This is a genomic window from Paenibacillus sp. SAFN-054 (assembly GCF_051966755.1).
Classification (GTDB): domain Bacteria; phylum Bacillota; class Bacilli; order Paenibacillales; family Paenibacillaceae; genus Paenibacillus_AQ.
In genome coordinates, this window is sequence record NZ_JBQCKS010000001.1 from 1,575,435 (window position 1) to 1,595,838 (window position 20,404).

A 20,404-nucleotide genomic window follows, 5' to 3' on the forward strand; every position below is an offset into this window, starting at 1 on the left:
AAACAAAGTATTTGGGATTATACTTGGCATAAGCCCGTATTTTTAGCGAAGTCAGAATCCCAAGTGTTCTTTCAAATAACGTCCTGTCAGCGACTTTTCGCATGCGAGCAATGCCTCGGGTCTTCCCTCGAACATGATCTGTCCCCCTTCCTGACCCGCACTGGGGCCAAGATCGATAATCCAGTCCGCCTGCGTCATGACGTCCAGATTATGTTCGATGACGATGACGGTGCTCCCTTGGTTAACCAAACGGTCAAAGATATGAATCAGATTTCGGATATCCGATATATGCAGACCTGTTGTGGGCTCGTCCAGCACATACACTTCCCCCTGATTTTCCATCTCCTTCGCAAGTTTCACGCGCTGCAGTTCTCCTCCGGATAGCGTACTTAAAGGCTGACCCAGCGTCACGTATCCCACGCCCGCATCCAGCAGCTTCTCCAGCACGTCTATAATTTCCTGCTCCAGAAAATATTCCAGGGCTTCTTCCACGGTCATCTGCAGAACATCGCTGATATTTTTACCCCGGAACGTGTATTGGAGCACCTCCTGCTTAAACCGGCGGCCTTCACAAGTTTCACATACGATCTCAATCGCATCCATAAAAGCCAAGTCGGTCGTTACGCTTCCCGCCCCTTTACATTCCGGGCAGGCCCCTCGGGAATTGAAGCTAAAAAGGGAGGCCTCGATATCATGGTGCTGGGCAAACAATTTGCGGATCCTATCAAAAATGCCGCAGAAGGTTGCCAGATTGGAGCGGTTCGAAGCATGCGCGGCTTCCTGATTGATATATACCGCTTCAGGAACGACTGTCGGAAGCACATGATGGATAAGCGAGCTTTTTCCTGAGCCCGCAACTCCCGTAACGACCGTCAACACGCCCATAGGAATGCGGACGCTGACATTCTTGAGGTTATGCAGCGATGCATGCGAGATATCGATCCAACTCGATGCGCTTCTCGGCTCTTTTTTTAATGTGGGCTGATGATTCAGGTATTTCCCGGTTAACGTCTTGGCCTCAAGGAGTCCTGTCAGGTCACCCTCATAAACCACTTCACCACCGTGAGTGCCTGCTCGAGGTCCCATATCAACCACATGATCGGCAATCCGGATGATATCCGGGTCATGCTCAACAATCAGGACGGTATTGCCTTTATCTCTTAACTGCCGCATGAGCGTATTGATTTTGCCCACGTCATGCGGATGGAGACCGATGCTGGGCTCATCGAATATATACGCAAGTCCCGTTAAACTGCTTCCGAGCTGTCGGACCATTTTGATGCGCTGAGATTCCCCGCCGGAGAGCGAAGCCGTTTCACGACTTAACGTCAAATAGCCGAGTCCGATGGACGTCAGCTGCTTCAGTCGCAGCACGATCGCTTCGATGACGGTTGCGGCATGCCGATCCGTAATCTCTTCCATGACGCTGACCAAGTCACTGACCTGCAAAGCCGCGCAGTCGGCAATGTTTCTTCCGTTGATCCTGCATTCCAGTACATGAGGATTCAGCCGGGCGCCCTGACAGACGGGGCATTCGCGGCTGACGACGACACGTTCAATGTCCTTTTTATAAAGCTCAACGCCTTTCGATTCTTTGGCCAAAAAGCTGCGCTGCAGCCTGGGAATGACACCCTCATAGGTGGACGTTTCCGGCCAGCCCTCTGTCGGATGAGGGGGTTTGAACCCCGACTTATGGAGAAGCGTGTCCCATTCGTCTTCCGTGAAGTCTTTCAGCTTCTTATCATTATCGAACAAGCCTGTACAAACATACCTTTTCCACCTGAATTCTCCCGGCCTGAAGGTCGGGAAGCGGATGGCACCTTCGTTTAACGATCTTTCCTTATCGATCAGACGTTCCACTTGAATTTCCTGCACATAACCGAGCCCATCGCAGTTCGGGCACATCCCCTGTGGATTATTGAAGGAGAACATTTCTGCTTCGCCGACATGGGGCTCTCCGACCCGGGAAAACAACAACCGCAGCAAGGAGTATATATCCGTGATCGTGCCCACGGTAGACCGCGAGTTTCCTCCAATCCTTTTCTGGTTGATGACAATGGCGACAGACAGATTATGCATGGTATCGGCATCGGGTTGCCCGTAATGTGGCAGCCGATGACGGACAAAGCTCGAATAGGTTTCATTGAGCTGCCGCTGTGATTCCGCCGCAATCGTATCAAAGACAAGCGCTGATTTTCCTGAGCCCGATACGCCGGTAAAGACCGTGATCTTGTTCTTCGGAACGGTGACACTGACATTTTTCAAATTCTTTTCTCTGGCACCGATGACCCGGATGTTCTCGCTAACCTGCGCTTCACTCATGATTTCTACTCTCCCTTCCGTTTTGACCCTTCGTCCTCTCTAGCATATACTTTAAACATGTCAAATCATGGCTTGTTTAGAGTGAATTTAACGATGATCCGGAGGTTAGCATGTCCAAAACCAAGCTGTTATTCGATCTGATCATGTTCGTGAACACGAAGCGGAGCTTTACGGCTCAGGATGTCGCCGATGAATTTCAGGTGTCCATCCGGACGGCACATCGCTATTTGATGGAAATCAGCGAATTAGGCGTGCCGATGTTTACGGAGCAAGGCCGGGGCGGCGGATACCGGGTGCTCAAAAATAGGGTGCTGCCTCCGATCTTATTCGACGAAAATGAAGCGTTGGCCATCTTCTTCGCCTTTCGTTCCCTGGCCTTTTATGAATCCCTGCCCTTCGAAACCGACATCGAGTCGGCTTCCCGCAAACTGTTTGTCCGTTTGCCGGAGGATATCCAGCGTCAGATCCATAAGCTCGAATCCGTGCTTGCATTCTGGAACCCTCAAAGAGGCGTAAGCTCACCTTATCTTAAAGAAATTCTCATGGCATCCATGGAAAACAGCTTGCTGCGCATCACCTACCAATCCCAAGCCGGCAATACGCAGAGAGAAATCGTACCCATTGGCATTTACGCAAATGACGGCTTATGGTATATGCCTGCCTATGAGGTGAGGCACGATCGAGTGCGGCTGTTTAGGGTAGATCGGATCGCATCCTTGGAAATCACAGGGATAACGCACGAGATGAACATAAAGCTTCCGGATTGGCTTCGTTCATACCCTGTAGCTTCGCCTGTGCGTCTACAGGTGGAACTGACGAGAGAGGGATTGCGGCAGTGTCAGAGCCAGCCTTGGTTCCATCCACAGGAGCTGAATCATGAAGCGGGGACAGCGACACTGGATACGATTATCGACGAGAATGATATCGGGTTCATGGCTTCATTTTTTGCCAAGCTGGGCACGGAAGCGAAGGTTCTTGAACCTGGCCGAATGATAGACCGGATCCGGAACCATGCCCTCTCGCTGCTCAGTCATTATTCATGAGTCTCTGGATAAACGAAAAAAGCAGCCGATCCTACCGATCGGCTGCCTCCACCTCTTCATTCTCCATTCCACACGACTTTCAAGTACTTTCGGAATACCTTGTCCAGCTGCTCCGTCGGATCATCTTGCTCGGACTGCATGGAATTCGCAAACTCCGTCAACGCTGCGAGCTCCCGATCGATGAAATCATGAATGACAGCGACGCGGTGTTCTGTATTCAGCTCTTCCCCAGCGATTTTCCGCCTCAGCAGGTCCTCGATCGCCTCAAGCAGTGTAGGCTCCGTCACTAAATCGCGGACCAAATCCTGGTATCCGATCGGCGGACTCTCGTTGTATTTTACGATCCATTTCCCTGCTAAAATCGGCCTCAGCACGTAAAAGTATTTTTTGATTTTAACTTCTTCCCCCTGCAAATATGTTCTGAAGTTTCCTTTGGCCATATGAACATAATGATGAAGGGACGCTCTTGGCGAGAAAACACGCTTGCTAAGCTCCAGCATATCCTCTTTAAATCCATATGACTCATCATACACGGTGTCGGAAACCAGCCACTCCAGAAGTGGCGGGTTCGATTTTCTGAACAGCTTGAGCGCCTTGCGGATATCCCAGCCGCTTATGTCCAGCATGTCACTCACCGGTAACTCGATGACATCCCGTTTCTCATCAATCGCCAAGTACCACTCGGGTCGGTGTATATACACAAAACGAACGTCGTAATCACTGTCACGGGACGGAAATCCCCACGCACGGCTGCCGGATTCGACCGCAAACAGCACTTTGACCTCATGTTCGTTTTCAATTTCTCGCAGTTTTTCTACTATGATCTCATTCATTCCTCACAAATCCTTTCTGCAAAACGGAACCCAGCGCTCAGCTTCCCCAATTGCGTTGACGCGGCTGGCTTCTTTTGGTGGCGTTGATCAACTGCTGAATGGTCTCGATCACATTCTCCTGTTCCTCGATAACTTTTTGTAAACGCCGGACTTCCCTTTCGGCTGCAAAAAGCCTGCTTTTGGAACTAAATTCAAAGCCGGTGATGATCCAATCCAAGGAAACCTTATACGCGTCCTCAAGCTTGGACAATGTAACCAGGTCTGGTTCAGCCTGAGCCGTTTCATATAAAAAGAGAATATCGGTGCTGATTTGTGTACGGCCGTATACTTCCACTTGAGTCAGTTTCCTTTCGATTCGTGCACTCTTCAATCGATGTCCCATTTCCTCCAGCTGCGTCTTCGCCATACACTCTCACCGCTTTCCTTCGATTCTTACCATATATATTCGCGTTTATTGTCCATTTTTCCTGTGAAATCACTCATCGGATGTCCATGATTACAACAAAAAAAGAGTCCCTTCGTGGACTCTTTTTTTTACTTCAGGGTTCAATCTCTGGGGTTCCATGAGGCAACCACCTTATTTTTGCCCGTCTTCTTGGCCCGGATCTCAGCTTCATCCGCAAGCCGTACGAGCTCCTCCGGCGTCTTCGCATTGCTGAAGGAAATCGACGATACGCCTAGGCTTGCCGTTACCTCAAAAGGCTTGCCGGCCGAAACGATCTTATGGATGCTTAATCGTATTTTCTCGGCCATGCGAAGCGCAGAAATTCCGTCCGTTTTCGGAAGGACCACCAAGAATTCCTCCCCGCCATAGCGTCCCGGAACGGCGTATGGACCCATCATGGACTGGATCAGGTCTGCTACCTCCTTAAGGACACGGTCCCCTTCCTGATGCCCGTACTCATTGATTCTTCTAAAATTGTCAAGATCGATCATAATGACAGATAAATCGAGTCCCGATTTCGTGGAAAGCTTGAATTCGAGTTCCAAATGCTTCATAAAGTAATCCCTGACATACAATCTCGTCAAATTATCAATCATCATCTCCCGGATAAGGACCGATGCCGAAATATGCGGCTTGATCATGTGCATAAAGGAATCCAGCAGCTTCCAGCTCTCCGGGTCCATACGCTGGAGCTTGGCCTCTACGGAAATTTTCCATGGCGCCAGGTGGTAAAGCTCGGTTTGAACCGTCACCGAATCGGGATCGGACCGATATTCCTTCAGCATGCTTGGATGAATGACACCGCTTGCGGTATAGAACTGCTTGCTCTGTTTTAAGCGCAGCTGGCAGTCGATAACGACATCTTCCACCGGGAAAAATCCCATCAGCAGCTGCACGAACTTTTCCAAAGCCTGTTCGATATCCATGGTTTCCGGCAGCTGTTCGCTAAGCCGCAGATGGAGAGCAAAATTCAAGGTTTTCAGTAAGAAACGCTTGCGGTCCTGCAGCAAAAGCTGAACCTTCGGTTCCTGAAGCAATGAATCGCTTTCTTCGAGATAAGATGGCGTTAACAGCTCCTGAATCCGCACGAGAAGACGCTGCGCCTCCGATTCCTTGCCCTGCAGGCGATAGCTCTTGACGGCTCGGTTCATGAGCACGATGCTTTCTTCATCGTCTCCGTTCTGAATCGCACGTACCGAAGAGAAATAATAGTAATCAGGCAAAAAGAGATAATACCCGTATTCCGTAATATGACGATGAAATGCTTCGAGCCATTGATCGGCTTCGTCCGGCCGATGAATGAGCAGGCAGCGAATGTATTCACGGTATGACCAGCCAGTCATCATCCGGATGCCGTTCAAACTGTTCCCTTCCGCAAGAATCGATGCTTCCCACCATGTCATGGCCTCGGCATCTTCCTGCCGGCTCGCGGCATGAAGTGCCTTCATGAAGTAAAACTCCTGATGATCTCCCGTTGGAGGTTCTGGCTCCGCGACCGGTCGGTGGCGCAAGAAATCGGCGTATCTGCTCGTCACCTCCCAATGAGCCTTACAAATCGCATTCACTTGATTCAAATCAATCGTGGAGGCAATTTGCGAGTAACGGTCCCAATCCTTCCATTCCACACTGTAGAGCAACATGTACTCGATAGAATGTGCGCTCCAATCGATCCTCTCCAGCTTGCCCGTACGTTCATGATGGTACCAAAACGCCCGGATATCCCCCATATACAAGGCGAGCTCGGCACCATTGGATTGAGATATTCCTACCAGCTTGTGTATTCCCAGTCGCTTCGCACCTTCAATGAGCTTCAGTATCGAGTTTCGCGCGGTTCTCATGTCTCTGTGAAACATGTATGCCGTATGCACCCTTAGTTTCATCAAATACTTACCGGTATGCTCTATCAATACTTCCAGGCTGCCAAGCAACGTGAGAGCCCACTCTTCCTGATCCGGAAAAAACTCCAATAAAAACTGGGCATAATGAGTCGATATCTGCAAATACAGCTCCCTGTGCAGCAGCCGGCGGTTAGGGAAAAGAACCTTAACATACCATTCGTGGAGAAGCTGTTTTTCATCCTGTTCCAGGTTCACCATTACCCACAAAACAATCAGCACATAGAAGGCGTAAGCTCGATTATGGAGCCCATTGCGTTCGTCTGTTAAATAAGCAAACAACTCAGGCTTCCGGAGCTCCAAATCCAGCTTGTTCTGAAACAGCTGCGAATGCCATAGGAGAAACCGATCAGAATCCTGGCCGGTCAGGTCATAGATTGTCTTGGCGGTTTGTTCGGCCGACTCCCAATCGCCCGTCAATTGATATATCGTAATCTGCTTGCGCAGCCAATAGACGGCTGGCTTCCGCTTCAATGCATATTGCAGCTGTACAATCCGCTCCAGCAGTTCTTTCGCCTGTTCGATCATAAGCACGGAACGGTTTTTACGGTAAAACAAGATGAGGTAATAATATTCAGCTGTCTCGTCCTTCATGGCCGTGGCCATGGCCAGGAGGGTTGAAAAAGCCCTGGGCTGCCAGGTCCGGTACCATTGAAAAGCCTCCTGCACGGATGCTTGAAGCAAAGATTCCGGAACCCATAGGGCCAACGCAGCTCTTACGTGTTCGGGGACGAACAGTCTTTCGTCATGATAAAAATCAATCAACCCTTCCTCTGTTGAGAGCCTCAGCAGCTGGGGAAGAATCTCATCTATGGATAAGCCGTTGGCTGCAGCAATGGAGTGAAAGCGTATGGCTCCCGGCAGATGCGACAGCACGCAAAGCAAATGCAAATCCCCAGTGCTGAGCTGCTGAATCCGACTCCCTGCCCATGCCGCGGGCAATAACGACGGGGGAGAAGACAGCGAAGAGCTTGTCCATCCCCGGGGTCCGAGCTGCAGCCGGCCCGTGGATATCCACTGCAGCAGCATGGTGCGACCATACATGGGGTGAATTTGCTGTGACATCAAAGCTTCAGCCGCTTGTTCAGCAGCACTTCCACTTACTTCTCCCTCTCCCAGAAGGCTTCTCATCGTCCATTCGTAATGGCGTCGATCCGCGGGCATCAGCTCGATCCGTGTGATTGTGCGCGTTTTCAAACCTTCAGGCATCTCTTCCCCGCTATACACGACATGCAGCTTAGGCATTTCTTGTCCATATTTCTCTATGAAGTGTGTAAACACCTCCAGTGAACCCTCGTCGATCAAATGACAATTTTCAAAAATAAAAAATAAATGCTCTTCCGTTGACAATGCCAGGATACGGTTCATCAAACCCATCAGCCAATCTGCCAGGCTGTCAAGCATATCTCCACCGGAAAAATAGTGGTCAAGTAAATATTCGAATTGGCTGGACAAAGGCAGAAAAGAGTCCGCAGCCCCCGGATAATAGCTTTGAATGTCCTGAATCAGGCGCTCGATACCTTCACGCAGGGTCGATAGCGGAGGCTCCGTGCATTGAATCATGACATATAGATGGGACTCCAGGTTCGCTAGCGTGTGCTGGCGCAAAATCCGGGTGCGAAGCTGCGGATCCTTCATCATCACTGCGATGTGAAAATCATCCCCCTGCCTGAAAAAGGATCTCAACGTTTTGTGATGATGGACCGTTACCGGCGCTACGTCCGGATGCAGCCAGAACGGCGAAGCGCTTGGCGAAGGGTGTTTGACAGCTGGAAGCGATTGCTGATAAAGCGCCCCTGCTTCGCTTGCCACGCTTTCCAGATACAACAACGACTCGGGATGACTCTTCAAACGGTCGCGGATCGGAACGAGCCGTTCCGGCAGTCCGCTTGTACCGAATAACGTATCCAGCATGATCGCAGCAGCTTCCAGATCCGAAAGGCGCGGCATTGGATCAAAGCGGGAATGCCAGGATAAATCGTCGTAAGGAAATTCCTTCAACAGAAAGTTCACGAAAGGATACGTCGAATAGAACGGCTGTACATCCAGACAAATCTGTTTGGTCACCTTATGAACATGGATCAATCCGGGTACGACGAAGCCATAAACAAATTCATGACGATGCAGTTCACCTAGGGCAAGGCAAAAGGACACAAAAATGCGCACTCGATCTTCCTCGGTCCAGTTCTCCTGCAGGAGATCGGGAAAAGACATCCAATCTTCGGGCAACCCAGGCAGCTGGATCACCAGTTGCTCTTCATTGACTTCGCAAGCAACCGGAATGCGAAGGAAGTCTTGAGCCGGAATCCTGCGCCATTGTTGAATGCGCTCTGTGATTCTATGAAAGCTAAAATAACGGCAAGCAGCTGGCTGCACTATCAATTGGGAGTCGCTGCCGGCATCCCGTATTGATAGGAAAGAAGTCTTTATTTGACTCATGTTGACCCACCCAATGAATAGTTAGTTGTATGTAAGGTTGTTCCCTAAAGCCTTTGTATCCCTTCGTGCATTCGTTAAATCCTTTGTTTATATTGTTGGTTTATCCTAAGAATACATCAAATTCTCTTCCATAACTAGTTCTATAGTTACACAAATGAACAATTCACCATTCCGGTAACTGCGCATTGCGCATATTCCTTGCTCCCTCGGCAGCATTTTATTTCCTTTTCATCAAAGGAAAACCCCTGGGCCAAATGGCCCAGGGTTTCTTGTCATCGGGTGCGGGGTTGCCAATCTGTCAACCATTGGGTAATTGCAGCGGATAGTTCACCCGCGTGGGCCTCTTGAAGCCATTCGTCCGGAATCGTCAGTACGCGTCCGGAATGCTGAGCGATATAGCTGTAAATGATTTGGGCTTCATCGATCTCTTCTCTCCCGATTTCCGCCGTATATGCCTCCTCATTTCGCGTAAAGCATTCCCGGCTCAGCTCCATGACCTCGGTATGCAGAGGCATTGAAGGATCACCGGCAGATAAGAACTGTCTGCTGAAAAGCACCGAGCTTCGTTTGATCCAGAACACTTTGATCGTTACCTCATCAATTTGCTCATAAATGACGATATTCCGGTTTTGCTCGGCGAAGCTGATCACCTTTTCCTTATGTTTCAGGAAATCAGCGGACCTGATGGCGTCCCGGAATTTTGCCGCCTTTTCAAAGTCAAAATTCTCGGCCGCCTCCATCATTTGCTGCTGCATATCTTCAAGCAAGCTCTCGTCTGAGCCGTCCAGCATTCCGATGAAACGGGTCATGAGCCGGTTGTACACGTTCAGCCCGTCGCCGCCCAGACACATGCCGAGGCATAATCCGAGTGAATAGTTCAAACAGGGTGTCAGCGCACCACCGGCCGTGTGGTTACAGGCGATTTTGAAGCAATCATAGATGGCCTGCACCGCCTTTTCGACGGTATTCCTGCTGGCAGTATAAGGCCCGAACACAACACAGTCCACGGCGGGTAACGGAAGATGGGTGATCTCAGTCCGGCGCAGCCCATCCGCTGTAGGAATGACGATATACGAATAAGAGCTCGGATTCTTCATCTTACGGTTATACATCGGCTTGAACGCGTGAATCAGGCTGCACTCCAGCATCAAAGCCTCAAACTCGGTATCCGTCTGTCGAACTTCGATCTCCTTCACATGACGGACGAGCTTTTTTATTTTCGGCGCATGCGATGCGTTCTCATAAAAATAGGACTGCACCCTTTTGCGCAAACATTTGGATTTGCCTACGTAGATAATTCCGCCCTGCGCGTCTTTCATGAGGTAGACTCCCGGCGTCAGGGGAAGCTGGCGTACTGTGGTCTGAAGATCCGTCACAGTAATAGCCCTGCAATATATCCGGTTCCCTGCCTGCATTCTCGGACGATGTCTGCCATGCTCTGCATCGACATCTAAACACCTCCGGTCATTTTGTTACAAATAAGAGATTTGAAATACCATGAATGATGACAAAACTACGAAAATAGTTTACTTAAGAAGAAGCCCGCATGCAAGAAATTAAAGATCGGAGTAATTTAAAATAACGGCTTCCCGCGTTGAATCATCGTAAGCTACCCACAGCTCGTCTCCTACCAACACACCGTAAACAGGCTCAATGGACTGCTCAACCGTATAGGAAACATGATCGCGCTCGATCGTGATTCGCGCTATAGGCCGCTCGCCGGTTGTCCCAATATATTCCACATTGGTTACTTTGCCGCTGCCCTGCTTGCCTGCCAGTAATCTCTGCTCTTTCGACAGATCGGACTTCTTCGCGACGACCGGCAATTTCATGCCTGTCTGTAACGACGTGCCTGCGGGAACAAACTGACTGCTTGTTTTCCGCAATCTAAACTGCTCATAAGCCACCATCATTTCAACAATCGTCAGCCTCCGCTGGTCAATCACGATGTCCATTGGACGGATGCCCGTCACTTCCCCCTGCAGCGTCAGCTGTTCCTCTTCGACTTTCGGGGTATCCGTACGACCGTATCGGAACAATCGAGTCACTCCCCCCATAATGATCAGTTCAGCCCGTTCACCGATCCGGTATGCAAATCCTGCAGGCTGAACGACCGGTACATCGTAATGCTGAGAGCCTGCCTCGAAATGAAGGAGCAGAGCCTGTCCGCGATTCACGCTGCCATAGGCATCGATCTTCGTGAGCACCGCTTCGATGATCTGATCTGTTGCACTCACTTCCGGCACGTCGCTTGATTCGACGAACACCGCTTTATTCTTTCTGCGGTTGTAGCTGATCACAACGGAATCTCCGGTACGGATCGGATCCAGAAAGGAAATCACTTTCTTGATCGTTACCTCCCTGACCTGTCCCTCATCCTGAAAACGTATCAAGAACCGAACGACAGGCTGCTCATTTATATAAGTTCCCGTTTCGGACATCGAGACGATTGTCCCCTGAACCATAACGCCATTTTCCAGCTTATTCCGATGAATTGCCGTCAAGATAACCGAGAGTAGAGGTATAAGGAAGAACATGAATACGGGGATAACGATCCACAAAGCCCAGTTCACAACGAGCGCGCCGCCCTGCTTAATATAGCGTGCAAAGCTTTTTAACGAGATTCGATCCTCTCCTGCCTCCAGCTGCCACTGCTTTACGGCTTCGCTGCTCAGCGTTCCGATGCTTCCTTCCTTCATATTCATCCAGCCTGCCGATGTTTCGCGGCCGGAGTAATACAGCAGATCATCTCCAGCCTGCTTGTAAAAATGCAGGTTATTCCCGTCTAGTTCGTCATATGGCACCAGGCCGACAATAGCCGTCACGTCCGTAAATTGCTTGGACCGTTCGTTATATACATATCCCAGCACCTTGCCGTCTGCTTCGTCTTTGGCAGTTGAACCGGCAATCAGCACCTCATTGTCATTCAGCAGATACAGCTGAGCCTGATAGACTGGCTGTGGTGTCGGTACGATCTTTCCCCATTTGTCCGACAAAGCGTTATAGAATTTGGCTTGTTGGGGGTATTCGGAATCTACACGTATCAAAGAAGCTGCAGAGCGACCTGATTTTTTGGCAAATTCTAGAGCGGCACGATCTTCTGCATCAAAACGGGTTTCACCCTGACGTTGAACGGAAACGTGGGCCTGTCCTTGCGACGGGATAAGCCCGCTGATAAATCCCGTGCGCTGATCCTTCAGATCCACCTGGAACATCGGAACGGCCGTTTCATTCTTAGAGATGCCGTTATCGACCCGCATATAGGTCGGCCTGGAAGGAAATAAGCCTTCTTGGTTCAAATTTACTGTGGTGAGCTTCCCTTGATCCACTTGAGCAATGTACAAGGCAGATCCTATCGTTTCCCCCGAGATCAGCAGCCGGCCGCGCCAAGGAATGACATTGCTGTCCAGAAACCCTGAAAAATGAAGCGTCCCCAGGGCCAGCTCTTTCGCCCCGCCCTCAGCGTCGATCATGTTGATTTGCAGCCCGCGACTGTCCTCATAGGTGACCACGGCCAATCGGCCGTTCTGGTACGATGAAACAATCTGGTTATGTATATTAGACTCCAATGGTATTTCTGTGAGCTTAACTTGGCTTTTTGCATCATAGAGCACACCTTTTAAACCGGTACTGTCGCTATCCATAACGCTTAGCACTTTGTTTCCCCGATCGATGTAAAACAACTGATAGACACGGGATAGGGATTCGTTGATGTTCTTCATCTGGCCCGCATAGTCTCTCCAGAGCATAAAGCTCAAAATGATGGCGGGAATGAAAAACACGAGAATCCCCCAGTTCATCCTACTCTTTCTCATCTGGTCCTCTCCTTCTGTCTGATATGCTTTCAAAGCAAAAAGGCGGAAATGATCCGCCCTTGATTTCATCTCATATATTTTACCAAATGAATAGAAAGACATCAAAAATATTTACTTATTTGACTAGAGACTCCATTCACTAGTGATGAATCTTCGGCGATGAAACGACGTAAATATAATCCGGCTCTCCTCGTTCCTGAGGAACGGCCTCGACGACCACCTCATCAAAGAACAGCTTCAAAAAGTCCACGAATTCGGTGGATGCTGTTGCGCTCCAAAAGGACAGGATCCCCTGCGGCCGCAACAGCCTAATCAGTCCGGAAACTCCCCTCTCCGAGTATAGACCCGTGTTCGATTCCGAAACGGTCCAATCCGGCCCATTATCGATATCAAGGCAAATCACATCATATGTTTCGTCGGTACGGCTCATCCACTGCAGCAGGTCGGTATGAATCACATTCGTGCGGGGATCATCCAGCGCATACCCGGAGACGGCAGCTAAATGCTTGCGGTTCCACTGAATAATTACTTCCTCGATCTCAACGACATCCACTTGTGTGACTCTCGGGTCGGACAAAGCTTCCTCCAATGAAAAGCCTACGCCAAGGCCTCCGATGAGTACTTTGTGCGGACCACGGCTTCTCCCCAGCGCTCTGCTGACGAGCAGTCGTTCCGACTCTCCGTTATACGTTGCCATTAAAAAAGTGCCGTTGTAAATGATCTCGTAGTGATCCTCTCTTTTTTGCAGCTGTATGTCTCCACGTTCCGTGTGACTGCGTTCAATGATTTCCGGTGCATTATTCATGGTTCCTACCTCCCATTCTGGTTATAGCTTACAAGCTTATCATTCTTCATTATACCCCTTTGAGCATCTGATAGTCTTGTTTCGTAGATGAACAGCGTTCTCTGAAGCCGAAAGACGTTTATTCCTCTCCATATAAAACAGCCCATCTCCATGTCAGGAGACGGGCTTGTTGAGTTAGTTCGGGAATGAAAATATCTTGCCGCCTCATTCTCTTTAGGCCAATTTGGCATCCAATCTCTTCACCAGCTCTGTCATGTCCATCCCTTTTAAAGCCCCTTCGACCAGCTGTGGAAGGAGAGCAGGCGTGCAGGCAAAGCAAGGCGTTCCATCCTTGGATAAGGTTTTCGCAAGCCGTTCATTGTAAAAAGGTTTGCCTTCGTCAGATAAAGCAAGCAGGCAAAGCGTCTTGACGCCTGATTCTTTCATTTCGCGCATACGGCGGATCAACCTCGACTGGTTGCCTCCTTCGTAAAGGTCGGAAATGATGATGAACAGCGTTTTTTTCGGCTCCTGAATGAATTGCTCGCAGTATGCCACAGACTTGTCGATATTTGTACCGCCGCCAAGCTGGATTCCAAACAGCATATCCACTGGATCATTGGCGCATTGTTCGGTCAAATCCACAACTTCCGTATCGAATACCACGACCCGGGTATCCAGTGCCGGAATGCTGGCGAATATCGACCCGATGACCGAAGCCCAGATCACCGATTCGGCCATGGAACCGCTCTGGTCGATATCCACGATGACCGTCCATTCCTTATTCCGTTTCGCGCGGTCGAAATAATAGAATTTCTCGGGTATGATCCGCCGCAGTCCCGCATCATAGTGCTTCAGGTTCCGCTCAATCGTGCGTTTCCAGTCCATACCGCTCAAGGAGGATAACGGGGTATGTTCCCTGCGGTTCAGCGCGCCGGTTACGGCCCGGACAATGTCCTGCTCCATCCGCTGGATCAGCTCATCCACGACAGCCTGAACGAGCATCCGGGCCGTGTCCTTTGTCTTCTCCGGTATTTTCCCTTTCAGTGACAACAGCGTGCCTACCAGCTGAATATCAGGTTTGACGCTGGCAAGCACTTCCGGCTCGAATAAGAGCTGCTTCCAGCCTTTGCGCTCCATGGCGTCGTTCTGTATTACGGAAACGACATCCTCCGGGAAAAACGAGCGTACATCACCCAGCCACTGTGCGAGGCGGGGAGCGGATTTGCCTTGTCCGGCTCCGCGCGCTCCCGTACCCGTCGTGCCCGCATCATACGTACCGTTTGTCTCATCATAAATAGCAGCAAGGGCACGGTCCATGATCATTTCTTCATCAGTCATTTCCACATGTCCCCCGCTTCCGTAGCGGCTTAGTTCTTCCTCAGCTGCCGTGCCCAGAATAAGCCGCCAACGGGATAACGCCTGGCGTTCTGCCCCCTGTTCCATATTAAAAGTCCTCAAAATCAAAATCGTTTAGTTCATTCAGCATCTGGGCTTCTTCCTCCTTCAGATCATCCATGAGTATTTCGGCAGCCTGCTGTACATCCACGCCCCATATTTCGCCAAGGAGCTCGGCAACCATCGTCTTTTCCTTGGGACTGAATGAGCTGAAGGCCCGCCGCAAAAACACTAAGGAACGCACAAACTCATCGTCCTCAAGCGAACAAATGTATTCGTTCAGCTGTTCCCATAGGCTCATACGCGACAGCAGAGCATATCTGTTGCGCATGGCCAGTCCTTCAAACCACCCTGCGCCCAGATCGGCCGGAATGCCGGGAGATAATCGCCGGGACACTTCCGAGGCGCATTGCTGCGCCGAAAGCTCGCCCCGTTCGAGCAATATGGCGCAGGCCAATCCGGATAATCGCGGATGGACGTCGTCGCGGTCGGACAACCGCAGCAGCTCCTGTATCCACAGCTCTCCGTCCGTTTCGCCACCGTGTTCGGAGGCAATATGGTTCAGCTCGTTCATCGCGGGCGCCATGGCCTGAGCCACTTCGTCATTACACTGACTTGCATCCTGAAGGAACAGGCATGCCCGTGTGAACAGCTGCTGAAGAAGCGGGACGAGCGGAGACGTATCCATTCTCCGGACGCCGCCATACAGGATAAGCTGCGACAATCCGCGGGATGCCGCCGCAATCTGCACGACGTCCCGGCTGTCGACGGCGATCCGCTGAAGCGTTTGCCTGCCAGCCTCCATCTGATGGATCATCCCGCATTCATACGCTTCGGTAATGAGCTTGGAAGCCTTTTGTATAGTGTCGCAGCTTTCGAGCCGCTGCTGCAGGACATATCCTGCAGCCGTTTCTACCGTTTCGCCGAGAAGCGTTGATTCTACAACTTGTATCTCCACCTCTGGCGTCCACTGAACGATCCAGTGCTCTGCCCAGTCGGCCTCATCTCTGGTGGCGGTCTTTTCCCTGACGAAATGAATGCCCAGAAGCTTCAGGCGATGAAACAAGAAGGAGCGGTTCAGGTCCAGATAAGCGGCTTCCTCGGAGGATACTCGGCGATTTTCGCGCAGATCGAGTACCATGTCGTTTGCAACGGAGGTTTTGTATTTGTCCAGCTTCAGCCGCTTCAGCTGACGATTCATATCATCTTGTATCGGCGTCTGGCTGACGCCTTCCGCCAAAGCTCCAATGGCCGTCCCCACCTCGATGCGCGCCAGTGACTCCGCAACGACCGAGAGCTCTCCCCGGCCAAGCAGGGTTTTGGCCGCATCCCTCAGGTCTGTGAGCGCAGGCGCCTGACCCTCATGAAGCGCGGCCAGCGATTCCGCCAGCCTCACTCCTTCGATGACCTCGGCAGTTGAACGGTGCGTGCCCGCTTTCCGCAAATCCCGTGCCGCGAGCGAGAGATAATGATGAGGCAGCTCCGCGAGCGTGCCTTGGCGCATATGCTGCCACATCATCTCGAAATAATAGGGGGCAATATTGCCAGCGCCATAGCCGGAAAGCGATGAGAGCTTGTAATAGGAATACGGCATAAGCGTCCGTTTCGTCCTGCGGAAAGGCAGCCGCTCCAGTTCATCGTTGCTCATGGCGTTCGAGAGATCCGACAACGCGGAAGCATGATATGCGCCGCAGATCACTACAATTTGTTCAGGGCGATGGCCTGACGCCAGAGTCTCTTCGATCTGTCTGCACATATAGGCTTCACGAACGGCATTATAGGCATACTCCAGCCGCTCATTCCTGCGCTCGGATTCCTCTGTGAGTGCCCTCATCTGGCTTGAGTAAGCCAGAATGGCTTGTCGGTAAGCATCCGGACTTAAATTATGCTCGAAGTTCCGCTCCCAATAGGTGTCATAGTCTGGCTCACCGGAAATTTCGGCAATTCTGCTGTATAGCGAACCCTGTAATTCATATGCCTCAGACATGCCGTCAACATCTGGGGTCCGATCCCCGGAACCGGGCCTCTCCATATCATGAGCTTCCTCCGCTTTATCGGAAGCAGATGGCGGCTCCGCATGAAATGCGCCGCGAACATCCTGTAAGCATACGGCTGAAGAGGAAGGCAAATCGATAAAAGCGCAGTACGCCCCTTGCTTGCGAGCCCAAAGCATCGCCTGATACTCCGGCGAGTACTCTGCAAACGGCCACAGAACGGTACGAACCGGCAGTTCTTCCGTAAATGCGAGAATGGCTACGGGCGGCTTCGTGGAAGGATTCGTCAAATGCTCGATTTCAGCCGTTGCATCCGACGGACCTTCGATCAATACCGCCGTCGGGCGTACCTGCTCCAAGAATTCCAGGACGTGATAGGCACCGGCCGGCGACAGGTGCCGGACGCCGTATACATGCACCCCAGCGCCGAGAGCCGTTGTCATTGATTCATCTCCTTGCACGCCGTATAAAGACCGCGCCAATGGGTACCGCGTTTTTTCATCACGTTGTCCAGGTATTCCCGCCACACGAGCCGATCCTTATCATCATCCTTTACAATGGCGCCCTGCAGCCCCGCGGCCAAATCCTCGTCCGTAATTTCGCCGCTGCCGAAGCTTGCGGCGAGCGCCATGCTGTTCGTCAGAAGCGAAATCGCCTCAGCCGTCGAGATGACGCCCGCGGGGGATTTGAGCTTCTCCTTCTTATCAAGCGTCATTCCGCTCCGCAGCTCTCTAAAGATGGTCACGACCTTGTGCAGAGCTTCATCTGCCGGAACGGACGCCTGCAAATCATAGGAAGCAGCGATTTCGGCAACCCGCTTTTTGACGATCTCCACCTCGGTTTCAAGATCGGTTGGAGCGGGGAGAACAATGATGTTGAAGCGGCGCTTAAGCGCCGTTGACATTTCGTTGACGCCGCGGTCGCGGGTGTTGGCTGTCGCTATGATGCTGAACCCTTTGCGCGCGTTCATTTCCTTGCCGAGTTCGGGCACGGAGATCGTTTTTTCCGACAGAATCGAAATCAATGCATCCTGCACCTCGGAAGCGCAGCGGGATATTTCTTCAAAGCGCGCGATTCCGCCGTTCTCCATTGCCCGCATGACCGGACTTTTCACCAGCGCTTCCGGTGTCGGGCCTTGGGCAAGCAGCATGGCGTAGTTCCACGAGTATCGCACCTGTTCCTCGGTCGTACCGGCCGTTCCCTGCACGACCAGTCCGGAGTTGCCGTTAATCGCAGCCGAAAGATTCTCGGACAGCCAGGATTTGGCCGTCCCCGGTTCGCCGATAAGTAGCAGCGCGCGATCCGTCACGAGCGTTGCGATCGCCATTTCCACCACGCGCGGATTTCCGATATATTTGGGCGTAATGACCTGTTTGCCAGCGACACCGCCTATAATAAATTTCAATACCGACTGCGGAGACATCTGCCAGCCTGCCGGAATTTTGCCCTGATCCGCCCGAATTAAAGCGTCTAATTCGTCCTGATACAACTTTTCGGCCGGAAGGCGCATGATGTCCTGCATGGTTTGTTCGGCGCTCATTTATTTAACACGCTCCTTGTTCGATGGGTTTCATAGTCTTCAATATATACTCAAGCTGCTGCTCCGCATGAGATGTGAATTTAGGCAGAGCTGCCTTGATTCGTTCTGCGTAAGAGACCGGAAGTCGGCACAGCTGCTCGAACAAAAACGGCTCGATCTCACGGCATTCGGTATTCCGTTCATCCTCCATCGCCTGCATAAGCGCCTCATGCAGCCGCGTTTCCTCCAGGTCTGCGCGAACCAGACCCATGACAGCCAAATTGGCGAAGCGGTTGCGGAATTCCGGCGAATTTCGCAGCTTTCGGAGCAAGAAAGCGGAAGCCTCCTCATGATTCGGTCGTGCAAACGCGCTGACCAGCGCCAAGTGGTCCCGCTCGATGAAATGGTCGAGCCATCGCGCATCCCATTTCGTTTCCATTTCAGACGGAGGAGGCATTTCCACAATGTAGGTATAAGCTTCCGTATTACCGTCGTTCCATATCTGCTCATATGCCTGATATCTCCGGGTGATGACCATATCCTCAATGGTATCCAGCAGCTGCTTCGCGTTGTTGACGCTTCGGCTGACGGCAGAAGCCTTTGCCAGGTTCTGGACCAGAACGGAATATTCCTCATACAACCTTTCGGGCGCCAAAATCGGCTGGGCCTTCCTGAAAGTTTCGCGCGCATAGGAATGGGAGCCGGCAAATTTCTTCAAATCCATTTCCACGGCGCTCCTCATGAGCTCCGCTCCCTCGGCGGAGCCGGTCTTTCCGATGTAATCCATCGCTTCGTTTGCGAGAAATACCCATCCAAGCTTGAACATGTACAGATTGTATTGACGAAGAACGCCCAGGTACAATTGCTCCAGTTCGGGGCTTTTTTTCTGGTGAAGCGACCATAAATACCTTTTGGTCCGCGTCCATATCTCCTCTGTTTTTTCTTTGCTGTCCAACACTTCCGGAAGCGACGCCATCAGCTCCGCAAAATCCCTGATCAGCCATCCGTTCAGCTTCTCCGATTGGCAGCGTGCTAAAGACGAATTCACAAGCTCGGAATCCTTGTCTTTGGAAGCCTCATAGAGACGCTCAGCAGCGCTGTCCCACCCGCTCTCCGCGAGAGCGTAAAATGCAGCCTCCCGAATTCCTTTTTTCTTGTCCCGGCTGAAATCCAGAAGCGCCTGTTCATATTCCGAATGTCCTGCAAGCAACCGAATGGCGGTTGTACGGACCTCATTCGAACCCGTCAGTGCTGCATCATAGACGACAGCATATGCACTTGGATCGCCGCTTCTTGCCGCAACCGTCAGCTTGCGGGCTTCAAGCTTGCCGCCCATCGGATCAAAGCTTTCAAGCAGGTGCACCGCGACATCAGGGCCGTAAGAAGGCAGTATATCCGTCATTGCAAGCTCGGCGATTTCCATGTAGGGATCATTCAGCGCTTCGATCGCCAGAGGCAGCAGCCGCAAGTCATTGAACAGACCCTCGCGGTATGCCTCCAATATCACTTCATGACGTCCGCCCCCCCGCGTCGTCAGCGCTGTCCGCAGTGGAGAGCATTTGCGGTAAGAGAGGCGGGTCTGAAGCGCTATCGGCTTGCTCTTAAACGGTACCGTATGCTCTGAAGTTCCTGCTTGCCCTTGCGTACGCAGCACCGACTGCAGCAGCAGATTCACGTCCTGCAGCTGCCGGGCGGATTCCGCAGCGCCAGACTCAGGGCTTGCAATCAGGGCCTCTACACCTTCCCCAAGCTTCTTGAAGACGGGGGCCCGTTCGCCGAGCTGCTGCAAGGTCGGCAGCAGCCGTTTCAGCCTGTAATCCCCCGCAGCCAGATCGCTTCCCGCGATATATAAACGCCGGATTTCTTCATTTAATTCGTTTAACAAGGTCTGACTCATTGTTGATTCTCCTTCCTACA

At 51.5% G+C, this 20,404-nt stretch carries 12 protein-coding genes; 1 reads left to right on the forward strand and 11 read right to left on the reverse strand.

The genetic code is table 11. The features are described from left to right. Positions 1-51: 51 nt before the first annotated feature. Complete coding sequence (locus ACTHPM_RS07375) at positions 52-2,322, reverse strand: ATP-binding cassette domain-containing protein (RefSeq protein ID WP_440394543.1); 2,271 nt, start codon at positions 2,320-2,322, stop codon at positions 52-54. Between the two features lie 110 nt (positions 2,323-2,432). On the opposite strand from ACTHPM_RS07375, the gene ACTHPM_RS07380 reads away from it, so the two are divergent. After that, the gene (locus ACTHPM_RS07380; protein WP_440394544.1) at positions 2,433-3,365 is read left to right on the forward strand and encodes a helix-turn-helix transcriptional regulator; all 933 of its coding nucleotides are present in this window, start codon (positions 2,433-2,435) and stop codon (positions 3,363-3,365) included. A 56-nt stretch (positions 3,366-3,421) separates the two neighbouring features. On the opposite strand, the gene ACTHPM_RS07385 is transcribed toward ACTHPM_RS07380, so the two are convergent. The 10 genes from ACTHPM_RS07385 to ACTHPM_RS07430 form a co-directional block, all read right to left on the reverse strand. Next, positions 3,422-4,198 (reverse strand): nucleotidyltransferase domain-containing protein, encoded by a 777-nt coding sequence (locus tag ACTHPM_RS07385; protein ID WP_440394545.1) that lies wholly within the window; start codon positions 4,196-4,198, stop codon positions 3,422-3,424. Between the two features lie 37 nt (positions 4,199-4,235). Continuing rightward, complete coding sequence (locus ACTHPM_RS07390) at positions 4,236-4,604, reverse strand: helix-turn-helix domain-containing protein (protein WP_440394546.1); 369 nt, start codon at positions 4,602-4,604, stop codon at positions 4,236-4,238. Positions 4,605-4,744: 140 nt separating this feature from the next. Then, entirely contained in the window at positions 4,745-8,977 is a 4,233-nt protein-coding gene (locus tag ACTHPM_RS07395) for a diguanylate cyclase (protein ID WP_440394547.1), read from the reverse strand. A 272-nt stretch (positions 8,978-9,249) separates the two neighbouring features. After that, entirely contained in the window at positions 9,250-10,353 is a 1,104-nt protein-coding gene (locus tag ACTHPM_RS07400; RefSeq protein WP_440421482.1) for a GIY-YIG nuclease family protein, read from the reverse strand. Between the two features lie 180 nt (positions 10,354-10,533). Beyond that, positions 10,534-12,792, reverse strand: a complete 2,259-nt coding sequence (locus ACTHPM_RS07405; protein WP_440394549.1) for a hypothetical protein — start codon at positions 12,790-12,792, stop codon at positions 10,534-10,536. Positions 12,793-12,931: 139 nt separating this feature from the next. Further along, positions 12,932-13,597: a spermine/spermidine synthase gene (locus ACTHPM_RS07410; RefSeq protein WP_440394550.1), complete on the reverse strand. Its 666-nt coding sequence runs from the start codon at positions 13,595-13,597 to the stop codon at positions 12,932-12,934. A gap of 213 nt (positions 13,598-13,810) precedes the next feature. Then, positions 13,811-15,022, reverse strand: a complete 1,212-nt coding sequence (locus ACTHPM_RS07415) for a VWA domain-containing protein (RefSeq protein ID WP_440395375.1) — start codon at positions 15,020-15,022, stop codon at positions 13,811-13,813. A 1-nt stretch (position 15,023) separates the two neighbouring features. Then, the gene (locus tag ACTHPM_RS07420) at positions 15,024-17,411 is read right to left on the reverse strand and encodes a DUF5682 family protein (protein ID WP_440394551.1); all 2,388 of its coding nucleotides are present in this window, start codon (positions 17,409-17,411) and stop codon (positions 15,024-15,026) included. Continuing rightward, positions 17,408-18,508 (reverse strand): ATP-binding protein, encoded by a 1,101-nt coding sequence (locus ACTHPM_RS07425; RefSeq protein WP_440394552.1) that lies wholly within the window; start codon positions 18,506-18,508, stop codon positions 17,408-17,410. Before ACTHPM_RS07425 ends, ACTHPM_RS07420 begins: the two co-directional genes overlap by 4 nt. Before the next feature lie 4 nt (positions 18,509-18,512). Further along, on the reverse strand, positions 18,513-20,384 hold the full coding sequence (locus ACTHPM_RS07430) for a HEAT repeat domain-containing protein (RefSeq protein WP_440394553.1): 1,872 nt from the start codon (positions 20,382-20,384) through the stop codon (positions 18,513-18,515). Positions 20,385-20,404 lie beyond the last annotated feature (20 nt).